The organism is Entomohabitans teleogrylli (genome assembly GCF_001484765.1).
In the GTDB taxonomy this organism is placed as follows: domain Bacteria; phylum Pseudomonadota; class Gammaproteobacteria; order Enterobacterales; family Enterobacteriaceae; genus Entomohabitans; species Entomohabitans teleogrylli.
Genome location: NZ_KQ947379.1, coordinates 196,402 through 214,180, shown reverse-complemented (window position 1 = coordinate 214,180; position 17,779 = coordinate 196,402). Strand labels below are relative to the sequence as shown.

The following is a 17,779-nucleotide window of genomic DNA, read 5'->3' as shown; positions in this document are numbered from 1 at the left end:
GTGCTGGTGATTGGCGGCACCAGCGACGCCCGCCAGCTATGCCGGATGCTGGACGAGGCCGGGGTGGATTACACCCTGTCGGTGGCCACGCCGGCGGGTCGACAAATGGCCGCTGGGCTGCGCGGTACGATACGCAGCGGGCGCATGGATGGCCCACAAATGGTGATGTGGCTGCGGGAACACCGGGTGCGCTGGGTGATTGACGCCTCGCATCCCTACGCCGAGGTCGTGAGCCGTAACGCCCGCCTGGCCTGCCGGCAACTGGGGATCCGCCTGCACCGCTATCAGCGGCCGGGGCAACTGGAGGTTATCGACAGCCCGCTGTTGCACCGGGCGACATCGATAGAAGAGGCCTGCCGGCTGGCCAGCGCTTGCGGACCGCGGGTGCTGTTAACCACCGGCAGCAAAGATCTGGCCCGCTGGCGCCAGGGACTGGCGGATAAAACTCTGTTGGCGCGGGTGCTGCCTACCGCACAGGCGCTGGCGCAGTGTGAAGCTTCCGGGCTGGGCGTCGAACAGATTTATGCTCTGTGCGGGCCGTTCAGCGCCGCGTTTAATCAGGTCTTTTATCAGCAATGTCGGGCCGATGTGGTGATCACCAAAGAGTCCGGCAGCGAGGGGGGATTTCTGGAAAAAGTGCGCCCCTGTCTGGCGCTGAACATCCCGTGCATTGTGCTGACCCGTCCGCCGGACGAGGCGTCGGGGGCGGCGTTGCTGGAGAGCCAGGAGGATTTCGCTCGCTGTCTGCGCGAGTGGCTGGCGGCGAAAAATAACCCGCATCCCGCGGCGGATGCTCAGGAGAAATAGATGAAGAAAGCCCTGCTCGTGATCAGCTTTGGCACCAGCTATCACGATACCCGTGAGAAGAACATTACCGCCTGCGAAAATGCGCTGGCGGCCCGTTGCCCGGATCGGCATCTGTTCCGGGCATTTACCTCCGGCATGATTATTCGCAAGCTGAAACAGCGCGACAACCTCGACATCGACAACCCGCAGCAGGCGCTGCGCCGCCTGGCGGCGCTGGGATATCAGGATGTGGCGATTCAGTCGCTGCATATCATCAACGGCGATGAATACGAAAAAATCGTCCGTCAGGTTGCCGAACTGCGCGGTCAGTTTCAGCGTCTGGTGATTGGCGCGCCGCTGCTCAGCGGCTTTGCGGATTATGAAACCCTGCTTACCGCGCTACAGCAGCAGCTACCGCCGCTGGCGGCCGGGGAGCAGGTGGTGTTTATGGGACACGGCGCCAGCCACCACGCTTTCGCCGCCTACGCCTGCCTCGATCATCTGATGACGGCGCGCGGGCTGCCGATGCGCGTCGGCGCGGTGGAAAGTTACCCGGAAATTGAGGTGTTGATCGATAGCCTGCGCCGCCAGGAGGTGCGTCGGGTACACCTGATGCCCCTGATGCTGGTGGCCGGCGATCACGCCATCAACGATATGGCCTCGGATGAAGAAGATTCGTGGAAAACCCGCTTCGCCCGCGCCGGTATTGACGCCCGGCCCTGGCTGCAGGGGCTGGGGGAAAACCCGGCGATTCGCGCCATGTTCAGCGATCATTTGCAGCAGGCGCTGAGCGACGCCTGTCTGGAGGTGGCATGAGCGGAAGACTCTATGCGCTGGGCGTCGGGCCGGGAGCCAGCGATCTGATCACCGTACGCGCCGCACGCATTATCGCCACGCTGGATGTGCTGTATGCCCCGGCGGGACGCCGCGGTGGGGAGAGCGTCGCGCTGAGTATCGCCCGCGACTATCTCGGCCCACAGACTGATGTGCGCACCTGCCATTTTCCGATGAGCGCCGACAGCGAGGAAAAAACCGCGGTGTGGGATGAGATTAGCGCCGCGCTGCGCCACGAAGTGGCGGCCGGAAAGCGGGTCGGTTTTATCACCCTCGGCGACGCCATGCTGTTCAGCACCTGGGTATTTCTGTTCCAGCGCCTCGGGCGCGTGCCGTGGCTGGAGATTGTCCCCGGGGTGACCTCCTTCGCCGCGATTGCCGCCGCGGCGCAACTGCCGCTGGCGATGGAACAACAGTCGCTGGCGATCGTCTCCTGTACCGCCGGCGAGGCGGCGCTGGAGCAGGCGCTCAGGCAGCATGAGTGCGTGGTGCTGATGAAGGTGTACCGGCGTTTCCCGGCGGTCAAAGCGCTGCTGGCGCGCCTTGGATTACTGGAATACGCCGTGATGATGACAGAAGCGACTCTGCCGGAGGAGCAGTGCTGGCGGGATCTGGCCGCGGTGAGCGACGACCAGCCGCTGGCCTATTTTTCCACCATTCTGGTGAACCGCGGCCAGGCATGACCGACCGTCATAAGCGACAGGGGAAGGATTATGGAACAACAGTTGAAACGCCTCTCTTTTTCGGGGCTGGGTCTGGGGCTGCTGATGCTGGCGGTTCCCGACGATGCGTTCGCGATGCACATTATGGAAGGCTTTTTACCCCCGCTGTGGGCGCTGGCCTGGTGGGTGCTGTTCCTGCCGTGCCTGTGGTACGGGCTGGTGCGTCTGCGCCAGATTGTCCAGCAGGACAGTCATCAGAAGGTGCTGCTGGCGCTGTGCGGGGCGTTTATCTTTGTGCTTTCGGCGCTGAAAATACCTTCGGTGACCGGCAGTTGTTCGCATCCTACCGGCGTCGGGCTGGCGGTGATCCTGTTTGGCCCCGGGGTGGTGGCAACCCTCGGCGCCATCGTGCTGTTGTTCCAGGCGCTGCTGCTGGCTCATGGCGGGTTAACCACCCTCGGCGCTAACGGCATGTCGATGGCGGTGATCGGGCCGGTGGCTGGTTATCTGGTGTGGCGGCTGGCGCGTAAATCCGGGCTGCGCAGCGATGTGGCGGTATTCCTGTGCGCCATGACGGCGGATCTGATGACCTATTTTGTTACCTCGCTACAGCTCGGCGCGGCGTTTCCCGATCCGCAGTCCGGCGCCGCTGGTGCGATGGCCAAGTTTATGGGGATTTTCTGCCTGACGCAGATCCCGGTGGCGATTGCCGAAGGTCTGTTGACAGTACTGATTTATGACCAGTTAACCAAACGCCAGCTCATTACCGCGCGGGGAATATGAAATGAAAAAGACGCTGATTTTGCTGGGGCTGGTGGCGGCCCTGATGATTGTGCCGTTTTTCATCGATCACGGCGGCGAGTTTGGCGGCTCCGACGGTGAGGCGGAGCAGCAGATCATGGCCATTGCGCCGGATTATCAGCCGTGGTTCGAACCGCTCTATGAACCGGCCAGCGGGGAGATCGAAAGTCTGCTGTTTACCCTGCAGGGATCGATCGGCGCGGCGGTGATTTTCTATATACTCGGCTACTACCGCGGCAGGCGCGGCCAGCATGCTGAGCATTGATAAAATCAGCGCCCGCAGCCGCTGGCGCGATCGGGATCCGCGGCTCAAGTTCGCGCTGTGGATCCTGCTGATGGCGCTGGCGATGGCGTTGCCGCCCGCCGCACAGGGGGCGCTGGCGGCGGTGACTGGCGGAGTCAGTTGCTGGATGTTGCGGGTCACTCCCGGGCGCTGGTTACGCTGGCTGGCGCTGCCGCTGGGATTTCTGCTGCTCGGGACCATCACGATTCTGTTCAGTGTTTCGCGCCAGCCGCAGGGGATGCTGTGGAGTCTGTCGCTGGGCAATGTAGCGCTGGGGATCACCGCCGCCGGACTGGAGATGGCCAACCAGACCCTGTGGCGCAGTCTGGCGGCGCTGTCGGCCACGTTCTGGCTGGTGCTCAATCTACCGTTTAACCAGATGATTAGGCTGTTGCAGCTCTGCCGGGTACCGCGCCTGCTGACCGAGCAGATTCTGCTTACCTGGCGGTTTATTTTTATTCTGCTTGATGAAGCGCTGGCGATTCACCGGGCGCAGACGCTGCGTTTCGGCTACCGTACTCTGCCGGGCGGTTATCGCTCGCTGGCGATGCTGGTGGGTATGCTGTTTTCCCGGGTAATGGCGCGCTACCAGCAGATGGTCACGGCGCTGGAAGTTAAATTATTTCAGGGGGATTTTCACCTGTAAGGATCTGCCATGCTGGCCACTCAGGGCCTGTATTTTCAGTATCAGGATCAGCCGGTGCTGCGGGATATTAGCCTCGATTTTGCCCAATATCCGGTGACCGGTCTGGTCGGCGCCAACGGCTGCGGCAAGTCGACGCTGTTTATGAATCTGTGCGGGCTGCTGCGTCCGCAGCAGGGCCGCGTCGTGTGGCAGGGCAGGCCGCTGGACTACAGCAAGCAGGGGCTTATCGCCTTGCGCCGCCAGGTGACCACGGTATTTCAGGATCCCGATCAGCAGCTGTTTTATACCGATATCGACAGCGATATCGCCTTCAGTCTACGTAATCTTGGGGTGCCGGAGCCGGAAATCGCCCGCCGCCTGGCGCAGGCCATTGAGCTGGTGGACGCCGGGGCGTTTCGCCAGCAGCCGATTCAGTTTCTCAGCCACGGCCAGAAGAAGCGTGTGGCGATTGCCGGGGCGCTGGTGATGCAGGCGGACTATCTGCTGCTCGATGAACCGACCGCCGGGCTGGATCCCGCCGGGCGCCGCCAGATGATGGAGATTATCCGCCGTATCGCCCGGCAGGGCAAACGGGTGGTGATCTCCAGCCATGATATCGATTTGATTTACGAGGTGTGCGATGGCGTTCACGTGCTGCGCCACGGCGCGGTGCTGGCCTCCGGTACGCCGCAGGAGGTGTTTAGCCAGCAGCGCATGCTGGAGCAGGCCGGGCTGGTTCAGCCGTGGCTGGTGAAACTCCACGCTCTGGCGGGACTTCCGCTGTATCGTAGCGAACAGGAACTTTATGCCCATTTCGGGCGTAGCCATCAGGAGGTCTCATGAGCCTGGCAGTGATGTTACAGGGCACCGCCTCTGACGTCGGGAAAAGTGTACTGACGGCAGGGCTGTGCCGTATTTTTTACCAGGACGGCTGGCGCTGCGCGCCGTTTAAATCGCAGAATATGGCGCTCAATTCCGGTATCACGCCAGATGGCAAAGAGATGGGGCGGGCGCAAATTTTCCAGGCCGAAGCGGCCGGTATCGCCCCCGACGTGCGCATGAATCCGGTGCTGCTCAAACCCACCAGCGATCGTCAGGCGCAGGTGGTGCTGATGGGTAAAGTCGCCAGCAATATGGATGCGCTCAGCTACCACGACTATAAGCCGCAACTGCGCGAGCAGGTGCGCAGCGTCTACCGCAGCCTGGCGGAGGAACAGCAAATTATGGTGCTGGAGGGGGCCGGCAGCCCGGCGGAAATTAACCTGCGCGATCGCGATATCGTGAATATGGGCATGGCGGAACTGGCCTGCTGCCCGGTGATCCTGGTGGCGGATATCGATCGCGGCGGGGTGTTTGCCGCGATTTACGGTACGCTGGCGTTGCTTCAGGCGCATGAGCGCTGGCGGGTGAAAGGGGTGATCATCAATAAATTTCGCGGCGACCTGGTGCTGCTGACGCCGGGGATTGCCCAGATAGAGGCGCTGACCGGCGTGCCGGTGGTGGGGGTCATGCCGTGGCTGGATATCGATCTCGAAGATGAGGACGGCGTGGCGCTCCAGCGCGGGAAATACCGCGATGCCGTCAGCCAGGCGCTGGATATTGCGGTAATTCAGGTTCCGCATATCGCGAATTTCACCGATTTTAACGCCCTGGCGGCCCAGCCAGACGTGCGATTGCGTTATGTCACCCATCCCCACGAACTGTCCGGCGCCGATTTGCTGTTGTTGCCCGGCAGTAAAAATACCCTTGGCGATTTACAGTGGCTGCGGGCCAGCGGCCTGGCGCAGGCGTTGCTGGAACAGCACCGTCAGGGGACGCCGGTACTGGGCATTTGCGGCGGTTATCAGATGCTTGGCAGACAGATTATCGATGACGTGGAGTCCGGTCTTGGCGAAGGGGCCGGGCTGGGGCTGCTGGATGTGGTGACCCGTTTCGCCAGCGAAAAAGTGACCACGCTGGTGCGCGGCCATGCGCTCGACGGGCTGCCGGGGATTGTCGGCAGCGCCGTGGCGCATCCGGTCAGCGGCTATGAGATTCATATGGGAGAAACGGTACGCGGCAGCCAGGCGCGGCCGCTGCTCAGGCTGTTCCACGGCCAGCTCGCGGTGTCGGACGGCGCGGTGAGCGACGATGGCCTGGCGGCGGGCTGCTATTTACACGGTTTGTTTGATAATGGCGCCTTTACCCGCTCGCTGCTGGACAATTTGCGCCAGCGTAAGGGGATGGCGGCGTGGCAGGGCGAAGTGCTGGATTATGCCGGCCATAAAGCGCGCCAGTTTGACCAACTGGCTGACGCGATGCGTCAGCATATTGATATTGAAAGGATTTACCAGATTATGCGCGAGCATCAGGAGCAAGATTTATGATTCTGGTTACCGGCGGCGCACGCAGCGGTAAGAGCGGCCATGCCGAGCGTCTGGTGAGCGAGGCCGGCGAGCGGGTGCTGTATATCGCCACCTCGCAAATTTTTGATGATGAGATGGCGGCCCGGGTGGCGCACCATAAAGCGAGTCGCCCCGCTCACTGGCGCACCGTAGAGCGGTGGCAGGACCTGCAGCGGGTAATTGGCGCGGATAACGATCCCCGGGAGGCGGTGCTGCTGGAGTGTATCACCACGCTTATCAGCAATCTGCTGTTCGACTTCTTCGGCGATCGTCCGGAGGCGGAGTGGGACTTCACCGCCGCGGAAGCCGGGATTCAGTGCCAGATTGAACTCCTGCTGGCGGCCTGCGCCCGCTGCCCGTCGCCGGTGGTGCTGGTTACCAACGAAGTGGGGATGGGGATTGTGCCGGAAAATCGTCTGGCGCGTCATTTCCGCGATATCGCCGGGCGAGTGAATCAACGGCTGGCCCGGGCGGCGGACGAAGTCTGGCTGGTGGTCAGCGGGATTGGAGTGAAAATTAAATGATCAAATTACTGTGCGCCGCGCTGTCGTTTATCAGCCGACTGCCGGTGCCGGCGCGCTGGTACCGCGGGCTGGAGATTGACCAGTATCAGCGCACCATTGTGGCGTTTCCGCTGGCGGGGATGATTCTTGGCGCGCTGAGCGGGCTGGTCTTTGTGATGGTAGCGCCGGGCGGCGGGGCGCCGGTGGCGGCCTTTGCCGCGGTGCTGGCGCTGGCGCTGCTGACCGGCGGCTTTCATCTTGACGGGCTGGCGGATACCTGCGACGGGATCTTTTCCGTCCGTACCCGGGAACGGATGCTGGAGATTATGCGCGACAGCCGGCTGGGAACCCACGGTGGGCTGGCGCTGGTGTTTGTGCTGGTAGGGAAAATTGTGCTGCTCAGCGAACTGGCGGTGCGCGGCACTCAGATGTTGCCGGCGCTGGCGGCGGCCTGCGTCGCCGGGCGCAGCGCCGTGGTGATGCTGATGTATCGCCAGCCGTATGCCCGGGAAAATGGCCTCGGTAATCTGTTTATTGGCAAGGTGACCGGGCGCCAGGCGGTACTGGTGCTGCTACCTGGCGCGGGGCTGTGCACCGCGCTGCTGTCCGTCAGGGGACTGTTCGCCATGGCGGCGACGCTGGCGTTGATTATGCTGCTGGCCTGGGGGCTGAGGCGCACGCTGGGCGGGCAGACCGGCGATACCCTTGGGGCGGCAATCGAATTGGGTGAAGTTATTTTCCTGCTGGCTCTGCTGTGAGCCGGCCAGATGGAGTAAAAGAATCATGCAGACACTGGCTTCACTGATAGAGGCGATTCCGGCTATTGACCGGGCGGCCATGGACGCTGCGCAGCAGCATATTGACGGCCTGCTGAAGCCGCCGGGGAGTCTGGGGCGCCTGGAAACTCTGGCGCTGCAACTGGCCGGAATGCCGGGGCTTGGCGGTAAACTGGCGGTTGCCGACAAGCTTATCCTGGTGATGTGCGCCGATCACGGGGTGTTTGATGAAGGCGTCGCCGTCACGCCGCGGGCGGTGACCTGGATTCAGGCGTGCAATATGACGCGCGGCCTGACCGGAGTTTGCGCGCTGGCGCGCCAGGCCGGCGTGGCGGTGGAAGTGGTGGATATCGGTATCGACGGCGATCTTTTGCCCGGCGTGACCAGCCTGAAGATCGCCCGGGGATGCGCCAATATTGCCGCCGGCCCGGCGATGAGCCGCCAGGACGCGGAGAAACTGTTGCTCGATAGCGCGAATCTGGCGCGTTCGCGGGCGGCGCAGGGGATCAGGGTGTTTGGTACCGGCGAGCTGGGGATTGCCAATACCACTCCGGCGGCGGCTCTGGTGAGCGTGCTGACCGACAGTGACCCGCAGCAGGTGGTTGGCATTGGCGCTAATTTTCCCCACCAGCAACTGCACCATAAAGTGCGTGTGGTGCAGCGGGCGATCGCCGCTAACCGGCCGGACGCCAGCGACGGGATTGATGTGCTGGCGAAAGTGGGGGGATTCGACCTGGTGGGGATGGCGGGAACGATACTTGGCGCGGCGTCCTGCGGCTTGCCGGTGGTGCTGGATGGTTTCCTGTCTTATGCGTCGGCGCTGGCGGCCTGCCGTATCGCACCCGGCGCTCGTCAGTATCTGATTGCCTCGCATTTATCGGCGGAGAAGGGATCGCTCATTGCTTTACAGCATCTTGGCATGACGCCGTATCTGAATATGGAGATGCGCCTCGGCGAGGGCAGCGGCGCGGCGCTGGCCATGCCGCTGCTTGATGCCGCTTGTGCGATGTACAACGTTATGGGCACACTGGCCGGTAGTGATATTCACCTTCCTTCCGCTAATCACTGAACCCAGGCGTGCCCGGCACACCGTCTGCCAGGCCGGCTGGTGTTGAATTGCTTAGCCGCCGCTGGCAGGCAATATGTATCCCACCCCGACGCCGACTCTGTAGCCGGACACGTTACAGGATCAGCGTAGTGATAGCGCTGTCGTCCTGCCGGTAATGGCCATAAAAGCAGCGGCCGGCGGGCAGGGCGGCGCTAAGCGCTTCGTTAAGTTGCAAAGTGAATTCCCGGCGCTGCGGCGCTATCGCCACCACACTGGCGCTGGTGAAATTCAGGAACCGCCCGACCTGCGGCCACAGGGATTTAAACAGGCTCTCCTTGGCGCTGAAGGCCAGTAGCAGCGCCATCTCCGGCCCGCCAGGCCCTTGCTTCAGGTAGCGCAACTCTTGCGGGGTAGTGATTTCTTGTGCAATGGTTTCCAGCGTTTGCGGCGCGCAGAATTCGATATCCACGCCGGGATACAGGCCGGCGCTGAGCGGGGCGATGACCACCAGCGCCCGGTCTTTGCTGTGGGTTATCGCGCCACAGAATCCCGGCGGCCACAGCGGCTGGCGGTTGGCGCCGCTGGCGACCCGCGTGTGCGGCGCGCCAGCCTCCCGTAGCAACAGCGCGCAGCCGTAGCGCGCGGCCAGATATTCCGCTTTTCTTTTTACTACCGCCTGGCGGATGTTTTGCGGGTAGTCGATGGCATACTGGCGGTACAGCGCGTCATGATATCGGGTGCGGTCGAAGCGTATTTCACAATAGCGCGCCTGTGACGCCATCGCGATATGGCCGCTGGCGCCGGACAAAAAATCGTCATGAAAGGGTTGGTCAGGAATGAACAGATCGGTCATGGCGCGATTACAGCCTGGCTCCGTAATAGATTACGACACTATCCGTCGCGTTTTTCCGCTGACGGAGGGATTGCGGGCGGTATGATGTTACCGGCGCGTATATTGTCTGGCGTCTGCTCCGGTTCCGTGTCAGCAACAGACAATCATTTTTCCCGCGTGACGATGCGCTGCTGTTTCATCTGGTTGTGAACAGGACTCTACTGCCCGGTAACGGAGCACCTTAGCATGTAATTCACGCGCCTGCATCTGTGTGCGGCGATCGGCATTTTTATTTATCCGTCAGGCTTTACTACACTTGTCGATAACCAAAATGATGTGCCTGCGGTAAACCGGTTATCGCCCTTCGGGAGCAAATGCTGAAATACCAGTGATTATTTAAATATCTATTTCATTACGCTGCAATGTGACAGAGCGCAGACCTTATTGCCTGTCTGCTAAAGACGGGGCCCTTAGCGCATGAAAATCAGTGAAAAGATAGCCGGGATTTATTTCTACAGGATGTTTGATATTACACAGAAGCCATCTGCGATACCGATATGGCTTTATCCCGTTTCAGATCAGTGAATATTTTGGATAAAAAGGCGCTATAGATGAAAAAAAGCATATCGGGTATCGCTGTGACGGCAGTGCTATACAGCGCAGGCGTGGTTGCGCAGATTAACGCCTCTACAACGGTGAGCTGGGATGTTACCGCCACGAAAGATACCACCAGCGTGCTGGTGGTTACGCCGGTACGGCCTCTGGCGTTTCAGTACGTCGAAGGGCTCGACCAGTTTAATACTCAGAATGGCGCCTTTGACATCACCATTCAGGGGCAGTCCGGCGCCACGGATTTTAAACTGCTTTCACAACTGGTCACCAACACCCTCAGGCGCGCAGATGGTTCAACGCTGGAGGTCGGTGTGGGCTGGAAGGGGCAAAAATTAACAAAAACCAGCCAAACCACCCTGGTGGATACCGCTGGCGCGGAATCAGCCGGACTGGATTCTCTGGCGGTGGCCAGCGCTTATGCCTCTTCCGATCGCCGTTCCGCGCAGGGTAACTTTGACTTCACCATCGACTCTGCCACCTCGGATGGCGTAACGACGCAGCGGTTTAAAAACCTCAGGGACGGTTTGTGGAGCGGGGAGGTGAAGGTGCAGTTTATCGCCGTGTGGGTTACACCCTAGTGGAGTGGCGCGCAACCCCGCTGGCTGGCGGAGCTCTGGTCTACGAGGCGGGGAAACGGACTGAAAAATGCATAACCCGCGCAATGCCGGTTTCAGGATGGCGAAACGGGTCTTGCGCATTAACAGGTCACATTGCAGGAAGGCGCCAGGGGGAATTCATTCCCGGGCGCTGAGCGGAGCCAGTGACCGAGGGGAACTGCGTACAGCCAGTTTATCGTATCACGAGTATAACAAGTGCTTTTTTGACATAAGGGCAGGGTTGACTCTGTGTAGCAGATACGGTTTTTTAGGGTGAATATTCTCCTGTCGATAAAGGATCATTAACGTGAAAGGCGTGTTTTTCAGGGTATTACCGGGTACGGCGTTATTACTGGGGTTATTACTGAGCGGCTGTGATGGCCAGTCCGGCGATGGGCGGCATATTAAAGTGGGTGTGATTAATGGCGCCGAACAGGATGTGGCCGAAGTCGCGAAACAGGTCGCGAAACAGAAGTATGGGCTGGAGGTGGAACTGGTGGGATTTAGCGGATCGCTGCTGCCAAATGACGCCACGGCCCACGGCGAACTGGACGCTAACGTTTTTCAACATCGGCCTTTCCTGGAACAGGATAATAAAGCCCATGACTACTCTCTGGTGGCGGTAGCAAACACCTTTGTTTTCCCGATGGCCGGCTATTCGCGGAAAATAAACCGGGTTGCGCAACTGAAAGACGGCGATACGGTGGCGATTCCCAACGATTCGACCAACCTCGGGCGGGCATTACTGTTATTGCAAAAAGAGCAACTGATTCGCCTTAAAGACGGTACCGGGCTATTGCCGACGGCGGCGGATATTATCGAAAACCCGCGGCAGTTAAAAATTATCGAGCTGGAAGGCGCCCAGTTGCCCAGAGTTCTTAACGATCCGCAGGTTACCGTGGCGATCATCAGCACCACCTATCTGCAACAGACCGGGCTTTCACCGGTGCGCGATAGTGTGTTTATTGAGGATAAAAACTCCCCTTATGTAAATATCATCGTCACCCGCGAAGAAAACAAAGACGCCGAAAACGTGCGTGATTTTATTAAATCGTATCAGTCGCCTGAGGTTGCCGCCGCGGCAGAGAAAATATTTAACGGCGGCGCGGTGCCCGGCTGGTAAGCGGATACGGGAGCGGCGCGCAGTGTCCCTGTTTGAGCGCGCGCCATCATGCCGGGCAGCGGTGAATTTTTAACGCTGCCGGCGGAATATTTAACGAAAGCTAACTCTGTCTGCCGTTCGTCTAAAAAGCGTGCGCCGCCGGAAATACGCCGGGGCCGTTTCGCGCTACCATAATGTTTTGGTAAGCGTGAAAAATACGGAACAAATTATGAACGAAAAGCGTCCGCTACTGCGGCTGGAAGAGATTGACTACCGTATCGGGCAGACCGATATTTTGCGGCAGGTGTCATTCTCGCTAATGCCGGGTGAATTTAAATTAATTACCGGGCCGTCCGGATGCGGCAAAAGTACATTATTAAAAATTATTGCTTCGCTGATTAGCCCCAGCGATGGCCACATCTGGTTTGACGGTCAGGATATTAATAGTCTGGCGCCGGAGTCGTATCGCCAACAGGTCTCCTATTGTGCCCAGACGCCGGCGCTGTTTGGCGCGACCGTGTATGACAATCTGGCGTTTCCGTGGCAGATTCGCGGCCAGACCCCCGGGCGGGAAAAGCTGGTAGCGGATTTGGCGCGCTTTTCGCTACCGGATAGTCTGCTGGAAAAAGGGATTAATGAGCTTTCCGGCGGGGAAAAACAGCGGGTGTCGCTGATTCGCAATCTACAGTTTCTGCCGAAAGTCTTACTGCTGGATGAGATAACCAGCGCCCTCGATGAAAGCAATAAGCGCAGCGTCAACGATCTGATCCATCAGTATGTGCAGGAAAGGCAGATGGCGGTGCTCTGGGTGACCCACGATCGGGAAGAAATTAGCCACGCGGATGAGGTTATTACCCTGCCGGCCCATGCCGGGAAGCTGCGTGAGGAGAGCCAGCATGAATCAGCATAATATCACTAATGAGTCACTCGGGCTGTCGATGATTCTGGTTCTGGTGGCGATACTGATTAGCCATAAAGAGAAGCTGGCGCTGGAAAAGGATATCATCTGGAGTATCTGCCGGGCCGTGGTACAGCTGATCATTGTCGGCTATGTGCTGAAATATATCTTCGAATTGAATAACGCCGCGCTGACTATCCTGATGGTGTTATTTATCTGCTTTAATGCCGCCTGGAATGCCAAAAAGCGTAGCAAATATATCGATAATGCGTTCACGATTTCATTTATCGCGATTACTACAGGGGCGGTTTTAACGCTGGCGGTGCTGGTTATCAGCGGCTCGATTGAATTCGCTCCGATGCAGGTGATTCCGATTTCCGGGATGATTGCCGGTAATGCCATGGTGGCTGTGGGGCTGTGTTACAACAATCTTGGGCAGCGCTTCAATGGTGAACAGCAGCAGATTCAGGAGATGCTCAGCCTTGGCGCGACGCCGAAGATGGCGTCGGCAAGGCTGATTCGCGACAGTATCCGCGCTGCGCTGATCCCAACGGTGGACTCTGCTAAAACGGTGGGGCTGGTCAGTCTGCCGGGAATGATGTCGGGCCTGATTTTTGCCGGTATCGATCCGGTGAAAGCGATTAAATACCAGATTATGGTGACCTTTATGCTGCTTTCCACCGCCAGCCTTTCCACAATGATTGCCTGCTATCTGGGGTACCGCAGATTTTATAATGACCGCCACCAACTGGTGGTGAAAGAGCGCCAGAAATAGTCGCCGGGAAGGTGATTCGCCGCCCGGTGCGTTCGCCGGGCGTGTCTGCAATCCGTAATCCCGTCAGTGAGGGGGTTGCCCCGGGGCAGTCGGCGCGGCAGGTGCGGCGTTGCTGTCCTGCATATACAACGTCTGGCTGGGAAATGCGAAGTCTGCGCCATGGCCGTGAACGATTTCAATCATCTTTAAAAATATCCCCTGCTGAATCTCCAGCCATTCTGCCCAGAGAGTGGTGCGGGTAAAACAATAGACCATGATATTAAGTGAAGAGTCGCCGAAGCCATTGAAATAGACCAGTAGGGTTCTATTCTGATCAATGTTTTCGCTGGTTTTTAGCATGTTACGAATATCATCGCTGATAACGGCAATTTTATCGGCATCTTCATAGCGCAGACCCAGTATGGTATTAATGCGCCGGTTGGTCATGCGCCCCGGGTTTTCCACGCTGATAGCGGCGAAGATAGAGTTGGGGATATAAAGCGGACGCTGATCAAAGGTAATTATTTTGGTTGTACGCCAGCCGATTTCCGCCACGGTGCCTTCAATATTACGGTCAGGTGAGCGGATCCAGTCTCCGATATTAAATGGCCGGTCAAAATAGAGCATAATCCCGGAGAAAAAGTTACTGAGGATATCCTTGCCTGCCATACCGATAGCGATGCCGCCAATACCACCGAAGGTCAGCAGGCCGGAGAGGCTCATGCCGAAGTGTTCGCCATACAACAATACCATAGCGACGATCAGGGTGATCTTCAGTACCCGGGAGATCATGCGTGCGCTGGTAACATCGCTGCCTTTATTCACCTGATTCTTTTCCAGGCGGTTAATCATTAAAAACAGTTTGCGTAGTAGCAGGGCCGCGATTAATGAGGTGCATACCAGACTGACGACCGTCGGGTTAATGAACGTCAGTTTGAAATCGCTAATAGCGTCGTCGGCATAGCTACCCAGTATGATAATAATGGCAGACCACAATAGAAACTGAAATGTATGGATCAGTACGCCGTGTCTGAACTTTGGGTGGCTGCGACTATAGATACGCATACCTGGCAGAAGAATGAAACAGGCGAACAGAATCATCAGGCTGAGAATATTATTGGTCAGAAATTCACTATTCATAATCAATGGCACTTTGCTGTTTTTCTGCCTCCTTGTAACTGATTTGTCGTGCCGGTGCAACGTTGTGTTATTCCTGTGAGTGATATTTATCCGCCATTTTGATGTCGCAAAAATGGATTTCTTGAGAATCATCTCATCTGAACCCAGAATGCTACCGGCGGCGGATAACATCCGGGCCGAAGAACCACACCGGGGGGAAGGGGACGTTTCATTACGCCATGGCAGCACGCTGGAACAGCTTCTTATGGATGAACAACCGGATGCTGTGGTACCGGTGTGGGCAAAAGCAGTCGATATGCTGCTCAATACCCATCTCGCCGAACCGGATGAGCGAGTGCAGAAAACTCAGACAGAGATGGCGCAGGTGTCGGGCATTAAACAGCCCACGGTATTTAACATACTGAATGATAGATAAATACAACCAAAATCCTGTTATAAGGATATTCGCGGATGAATATTAACACCAGCGAAAGGCGCCATTGGTTGACGTAGATATTACTCTACAAATTATATTTTTTAGAGAAACTGTCTGTTGAGTTTATGATTTTCTCTGTTTCATATTGATATATTGTCAGTTAGCGGGTTATTTTACATTCACTAATGAAATGATAATTAAATTATCATTCTGTAACTTTATTTAATAAGATATTTTGTGTTAATTTATTAAAATCATTTTTGGATTCTATTATTATTTTGGTTTTTTTGTTCAGCGTGTTTATGATATTTACGGGGTGAATGATCTAAATATAGACTCGCATCTTTGTGGATATTAATGGTATTATTTATATGACCCGTCGTTGGATTGTCGGGTTAGATCTTTCCATAAGATTATTTAAGGACAAGTGAATGCATAAAAGAAAACATCTTACTCATCATGAAGTGGAGCAAATATTAGGTGTTGCCGATCAGGGTATTCATTTCGAACGTGATTATTGCCTGATTCAGATGTGTTTTTTACACGGTTTGCGGGTGAGTGAATTATGTGGGTTGCGGCTGTCGGATATCGATCTGGGCAGTCAGTCGCTATATGTGCGGCGTTTAAAGAACAGCTTATCGACTCAGCATCCGCTGTTCGACCAGGAACTTCCTGCGCTGCTGCGCTGGCTACAGGCGCGTAAACGCTGGCGCGAGGCCGATAGTGACTGGCTGTTCTTATCTCAGAAAGGGGGACCTTTATCGCGCTACCAGGTGCGGTTATTGCTAAAGCGTTATGGGGAGCTGGCCGGCGTCAGTATTGCGGCGCATCCCCATATGTTACGGCATGGCTGCGGCTATGCGCTGGCCAATCTTGGCCGCGATACCCGGTTGATTCAGGATTATCTTGGCCATCGGAATATCAGGAATACGGTGATTTATACAGCAACAAATACGCGGAGGTTTCAGGAAGTGTGGGGAAATGTAACAGAGAACCACACAATTTGTGCCAGATTGTGAGTTAATATCTCAATGTATTAATGGAATGTCAATTTTTTTATGAAGGGATCATCGGGTGGTATTTAAATTGACTGAATTATCTGGATTTTTTCTGATTTATCGTTTTAATGTTTTGTTACATTGACCTGGCAGCACGTTGTGATGTCGTTGCTGCCAGAATGCCCCTCCTGCTAAAAACCACCTTTCAACAACATATTATCTTCGTACTTAGAATTATTTTTATGTTGTTACTCTGCGAGGCCGTGATTATTGCGTCTGATCTTCTGAATTATTCGAACTGGCACAAAACGTAGAGTTCAGCGCACGTTTTTTATGCGTTAGACATCAGTTTGCCAGATTTTGGCAGCCCTGTTGCCACATGATTATCGATTAATGAAGGAGAAGTTCATGAAAACCAAAATAGTTAGCGCGTTTTTACTGGCTGTCGGCGTAGGCAGTGTGGCGAGTATCGCTAATGCTGCAGATGGCACCATCAATTTCACGGGAACGATCACTGATGAGACTTGCACTATTGCCAGTGGTTCACAAAACCTGAATGTTGATCTTGGCCGGGTCGCTAAATCGGCACTGGACGGCGGTGCAGGTAAAAAGGCCGGACCGACGCGCTTTACGCTGCAATTAACCGGCTGTCCGGCAACAGTGACTGGGGCAAGCGTTAAGTTTGACGGTGTCGCTAAACCGGAGAATCGTAACCTGCTGGAGTTGACCGGCGCTGGTACGGCGGGTGTTGCTACCCAGGTTGGTATTGAAATTGCCGACAGAAATGGCGCCACTATTCCGTTGTACACCGCTTCTTCAAATTATCCGCTGGCCGCCGGCGATAACAATCTGGACTTTGTGGCGCGCTATGTTTCCACAAATACCACTGTGGGTGTCGGTACTGCGAACAGTACTTCTCAGTTCACTATTAATTACAGATAACACTGCGATGAGTGGCGGATCAGCCACGTATCTTGTTTGACATATTCTGTAGACAGGAAATTTTCCGCAAGGACGCGTTTTCCTTTGTCAGGAGAAAAGGAATGAACCTATATCCAATTTCGCTGGCGATGATGTTGGTTATTTTTACTCATACGGCCTGGGCGGGTATTGTTATTGGTGGTACCCGAGTCATTTATCCCGGTGATAAAAAAGAGACTTCCGTTTCCATACGCAACCCGGGCGATTCTGGCGTTTATCTGGTGCAAAGCTGGGTAGATATGGATGCGCCTGACAGTAAAGCCCCATTTATTGTTACGCCGCCGCTATTTCGTATTAATTCCGATGAAGAAAATATTCTGCGTATTGTGCGCACGGGTGGTCAATTGCCGGAAGATCGGGAATCGGTGTACTGGTTGAATGTGAAAGCTATCCCGGCCATGGACAGTAGTAAGGCGGATACTAATGTGCTGCATATCGTCGTGAAATCACGGCTTAAATTGTTTTACCGTCCGGCGGGGCTGGAAGGCCGGGTGGATACGGCATATCAGCAGTTGCAGGCTTCACGTAGCGGCAACCGTTTGACCTTAACCAACCCTTCAGCTTATTACGTCTCGCTCTTTTCCCTGAAAGTGGACGGCCAGGAAATTAAGGAAGCGGACATGGTGCCGCCGAAAGGCAGCGCCACATATACTCTGGCGGGCGGCAAAGTGACGACGGTCTCCTGGCAGGCGATCAGCGATTACGGCGCGATTAGCCAACCGGAAAACCGCAACCTGTCGGGGGAATAA

20 protein-coding genes and 1 pseudogene are annotated in these 17,779 nt (G+C 56.5%); 19 read left to right on the top strand and 2 right to left on the bottom strand.

The features are described from left to right. From AQ981_RS08255 to cobT, 11 genes are read left to right on the top strand one after another with little or no spacing between them, the layout of a single operon-like run. Complete coding sequence (locus AQ981_RS08255) at positions 1–807, top strand: cobalt-precorrin-6A reductase (protein ID WP_071608847.1); 807 nt, start codon at positions 1–3, stop codon at positions 805–807. Continuing rightward, positions 808–1,602 carry a sirohydrochlorin cobaltochelatase gene (gene cbiK, locus AQ981_RS08250; protein ID WP_058911271.1) on the top strand — a complete coding sequence of 265 codons (795 nt, stop codon included), beginning with the start codon at positions 808–810 and terminating at the stop codon, positions 1,600–1,602. Continuing rightward, positions 1,599–2,303, top strand: a complete 705-nt coding sequence (locus tag AQ981_RS08245; protein WP_058911270.1) for a cobalt-factor II C(20)-methyltransferase — start codon at positions 1,599–1,601, stop codon at positions 2,301–2,303. The genes cbiK and AQ981_RS08245 overlap by 4 nt, the downstream gene beginning before the upstream one ends. A 30-nt stretch (positions 2,304–2,333) precedes the next feature. Beyond that, positions 2,334–3,065 (top strand): cobalt ECF transporter S component CbiM, encoded by a 732-nt coding sequence (gene cbiM / locus AQ981_RS08240; protein WP_058911269.1) that lies wholly within the window; start codon positions 2,334–2,336, stop codon positions 3,063–3,065. A gap of 1 nt (position 3,066) precedes the next feature. Continuing rightward, entirely contained in the window at positions 3,067–3,348 is a 282-nt protein-coding gene (locus AQ981_RS08235; RefSeq protein ID WP_058911268.1) for an energy-coupling factor ABC transporter substrate-binding protein, read from the top strand. Continuing rightward, a complete protein-coding gene (locus AQ981_RS08230; RefSeq protein ID WP_058911267.1) occupies positions 3,335–4,012 on the top strand; it encodes an energy-coupling factor ABC transporter transmembrane protein in 678 nt (225 codons plus the stop codon). Before AQ981_RS08235 ends, AQ981_RS08230 begins: the two co-directional genes overlap by 14 nt. 9 nt (positions 4,013–4,021) lie before the next feature. Beyond that, positions 4,022–4,834 (top strand): ATP-binding cassette domain-containing protein, encoded by an 813-nt coding sequence (locus AQ981_RS08225; RefSeq protein WP_058911266.1) that lies wholly within the window; start codon positions 4,022–4,024, stop codon positions 4,832–4,834. Continuing rightward, entirely contained in the window at positions 4,831–6,357 is a 1,527-nt protein-coding gene (locus AQ981_RS08220) for a cobyric acid synthase (protein WP_058911265.1), read from the top strand. The genes AQ981_RS08225 and AQ981_RS08220 overlap by 4 nt, the downstream gene beginning before the upstream one ends. Then, the gene (gene cobU / locus AQ981_RS08215) at positions 6,354–6,899 is read left to right on the top strand and encodes a bifunctional adenosylcobinamide kinase/adenosylcobinamide-phosphate guanylyltransferase (RefSeq protein ID WP_058911264.1); all 546 of its coding nucleotides are present in this window, start codon (positions 6,354–6,356) and stop codon (positions 6,897–6,899) included. Before AQ981_RS08220 ends, cobU begins: the two co-directional genes overlap by 4 nt. Further along, entirely contained in the window at positions 6,896–7,636 is a 741-nt protein-coding gene (gene cobS, locus AQ981_RS08210) for an adenosylcobinamide-GDP ribazoletransferase (RefSeq protein ID WP_058911263.1), read from the top strand. The genes cobU and cobS overlap by 4 nt, the downstream gene beginning before the upstream one ends. 25 nt (positions 7,637–7,661) lie before the next feature. Further along, positions 7,662–8,723 (top strand): nicotinate-nucleotide--dimethylbenzimidazole phosphoribosyltransferase, encoded by a 1,062-nt coding sequence (cobT, locus tag AQ981_RS08205; RefSeq protein ID WP_058911262.1) that lies wholly within the window; start codon positions 7,662–7,664, stop codon positions 8,721–8,723. 112 nt (positions 8,724–8,835) lie between these two features. On the opposite strand, the gene AQ981_RS08200 is transcribed toward cobT, so the two are convergent. Then, on the bottom strand, positions 8,836–9,555 hold the full coding sequence (locus AQ981_RS08200) for a 4'-phosphopantetheinyl transferase family protein (protein WP_058911261.1): 720 nt from the start codon (positions 9,553–9,555) through the stop codon (positions 8,836–8,838). Between the two features lie 590 nt (positions 9,556–10,145). On the opposite strand from AQ981_RS08200, the gene ecpA reads away from it, so the two are divergent. The 4 genes from ecpA to fetB all read left to right on the top strand — a co-directional run bounded on the left by ecpA (position 10,146) and on the right by fetB (position 13,517). Then, complete coding sequence (gene ecpA, locus AQ981_RS08195) at positions 10,146–10,724, top strand: common pilus major fimbrillin subunit EcpA (protein ID WP_058911260.1); 579 nt, start codon at positions 10,146–10,148, stop codon at positions 10,722–10,724. 334 nt (positions 10,725–11,058) lie between these two features. Next, on the top strand, positions 11,059–11,865 hold the full coding sequence (gene nlpA / locus AQ981_RS08190; protein WP_082683166.1) for a lipoprotein NlpA: 807 nt from the start codon (positions 11,059–11,061) through the stop codon (positions 11,863–11,865). Between the two features lie 208 nt (positions 11,866–12,073). After that, positions 12,074–12,754: an iron efflux ABC transporter ATP-binding subunit FetA gene (fetA, locus tag AQ981_RS08185; RefSeq protein ID WP_058911258.1), complete on the top strand. Its 681-nt coding sequence runs from the start codon at positions 12,074–12,076 to the stop codon at positions 12,752–12,754. Continuing rightward, positions 12,741–13,517: an iron efflux ABC transporter permease subunit FetB gene (fetB, locus tag AQ981_RS08180; protein ID WP_058911257.1), complete on the top strand. Its 777-nt coding sequence runs from the start codon at positions 12,741–12,743 to the stop codon at positions 13,515–13,517. Before fetA ends, fetB begins: the two co-directional genes overlap by 14 nt. A 63-nt stretch (positions 13,518–13,580) precedes the next feature. Here fetB and AQ981_RS08175 read toward each other — a convergent pair whose 3' ends face one another. Further along, a complete protein-coding gene (locus tag AQ981_RS08175) occupies positions 13,581–14,636 on the bottom strand; it encodes a mechanosensitive ion channel family protein (protein WP_058911256.1) in 1,056 nt (351 codons plus the stop codon). 244 nt (positions 14,637–14,880) lie between these two features. Between AQ981_RS08175 and AQ981_RS08170 the strand changes: the two are divergent. The 4 genes and pseudogenes from AQ981_RS08170 to AQ981_RS08150 form a co-directional block, all read left to right on the top strand. Further along, positions 14,881–15,027: pseudogene (locus tag AQ981_RS08170) on the top strand (transcriptional regulator); the annotation flags it as partial. Positions 15,028–15,482: 455 nt separating this feature from the next. Then, a complete protein-coding gene (locus tag AQ981_RS08165; protein WP_058911255.1) occupies positions 15,483–16,070 on the top strand; it encodes a tyrosine-type DNA invertase in 588 nt (195 codons plus the stop codon). A gap of 387 nt (positions 16,071–16,457) precedes the next feature. Beyond that, positions 16,458–16,991, top strand: a complete 534-nt coding sequence (locus tag AQ981_RS08155) for a fimbrial protein (RefSeq protein ID WP_058911253.1) — start codon at positions 16,458–16,460, stop codon at positions 16,989–16,991. Between the two features lie 101 nt (positions 16,992–17,092). Beyond that, positions 17,093–17,779, top strand: a complete 687-nt coding sequence (locus AQ981_RS08150; protein ID WP_058911252.1) for a fimbrial biogenesis chaperone — start codon at positions 17,093–17,095, stop codon at positions 17,777–17,779.

Excerpts from the sequence above, each read along its gene's own strand:
- fetB (WP_058911257.1), top strand. The coding sequence starts at position 12,741 with ATGAATCAGCATAATATCACTAATGAGTCACTCGGGCTGTCGATGATT.
- fetA (WP_058911258.1), top strand. The coding sequence starts at position 12,074 with ATGAACGAAAAGCGTCCGCTACTGCGGCTGGAAGAGATTGACTACCGT.
- AQ981_RS08165 (WP_058911255.1), top strand. The coding sequence starts at position 15,483 with ATGCATAAAAGAAAACATCTTACTCATCATGAAGTGGAGCAAATATTA.
- AQ981_RS08245 (WP_058911270.1), top strand. The coding sequence starts at position 1,599 with ATGAGCGGAAGACTCTATGCGCTGGGCGTCGGGCCGGGAGCCAGCGAT.
- cbiK (WP_058911271.1), top strand. The coding sequence starts at position 808 with ATGAAGAAAGCCCTGCTCGTGATCAGCTTTGGCACCAGCTATCACGAT.
- AQ981_RS08225 (WP_058911266.1), top strand. The coding sequence starts at position 4,022 with ATGCTGGCCACTCAGGGCCTGTATTTTCAGTATCAGGATCAGCCGGTG.
- AQ981_RS08235 (WP_058911268.1), top strand. The coding sequence starts at position 3,067 with ATGAAAAAGACGCTGATTTTGCTGGGGCTGGTGGCGGCCCTGATGATT.
- AQ981_RS08220 (WP_058911265.1), top strand. The coding sequence starts at position 4,831 with ATGAGCCTGGCAGTGATGTTACAGGGCACCGCCTCTGACGTCGGGAAA.
- AQ981_RS08155 (WP_058911253.1), top strand. The coding sequence starts at position 16,458 with ATGAAAACCAAAATAGTTAGCGCGTTTTTACTGGCTGTCGGCGTAGGC.
- cobT (WP_058911262.1), top strand. The coding sequence starts at position 7,662 with ATGCAGACACTGGCTTCACTGATAGAGGCGATTCCGGCTATTGACCGG.
- cobU (WP_058911264.1), top strand. The coding sequence starts at position 6,354 with ATGATTCTGGTTACCGGCGGCGCACGCAGCGGTAAGAGCGGCCATGCC.
- AQ981_RS08150 (WP_058911252.1), top strand. The coding sequence starts at position 17,093 with ATGAACCTATATCCAATTTCGCTGGCGATGATGTTGGTTATTTTTACT.
- ecpA (WP_058911260.1), top strand. The coding sequence starts at position 10,146 with ATGAAAAAAAGCATATCGGGTATCGCTGTGACGGCAGTGCTATACAGC.
- AQ981_RS08175 (WP_058911256.1), bottom strand. The coding sequence starts at position 14,636 with ATGAATAGTGAATTTCTGACCAATAATATTCTCAGCCTGATGATTCTG.
- cbiM (WP_058911269.1), top strand. The coding sequence starts at position 2,334 with ATGGAACAACAGTTGAAACGCCTCTCTTTTTCGGGGCTGGGTCTGGGG.
- AQ981_RS08230 (WP_058911267.1), top strand. The coding sequence starts at position 3,335 with ATGCTGAGCATTGATAAAATCAGCGCCCGCAGCCGCTGGCGCGATCGG.
- cobS (WP_058911263.1), top strand. The coding sequence starts at position 6,896 with ATGATCAAATTACTGTGCGCCGCGCTGTCGTTTATCAGCCGACTGCCG.
- AQ981_RS08200 (WP_058911261.1), bottom strand. The coding sequence starts at position 9,555 with ATGACCGATCTGTTCATTCCTGACCAACCCTTTCATGACGATTTTTTG.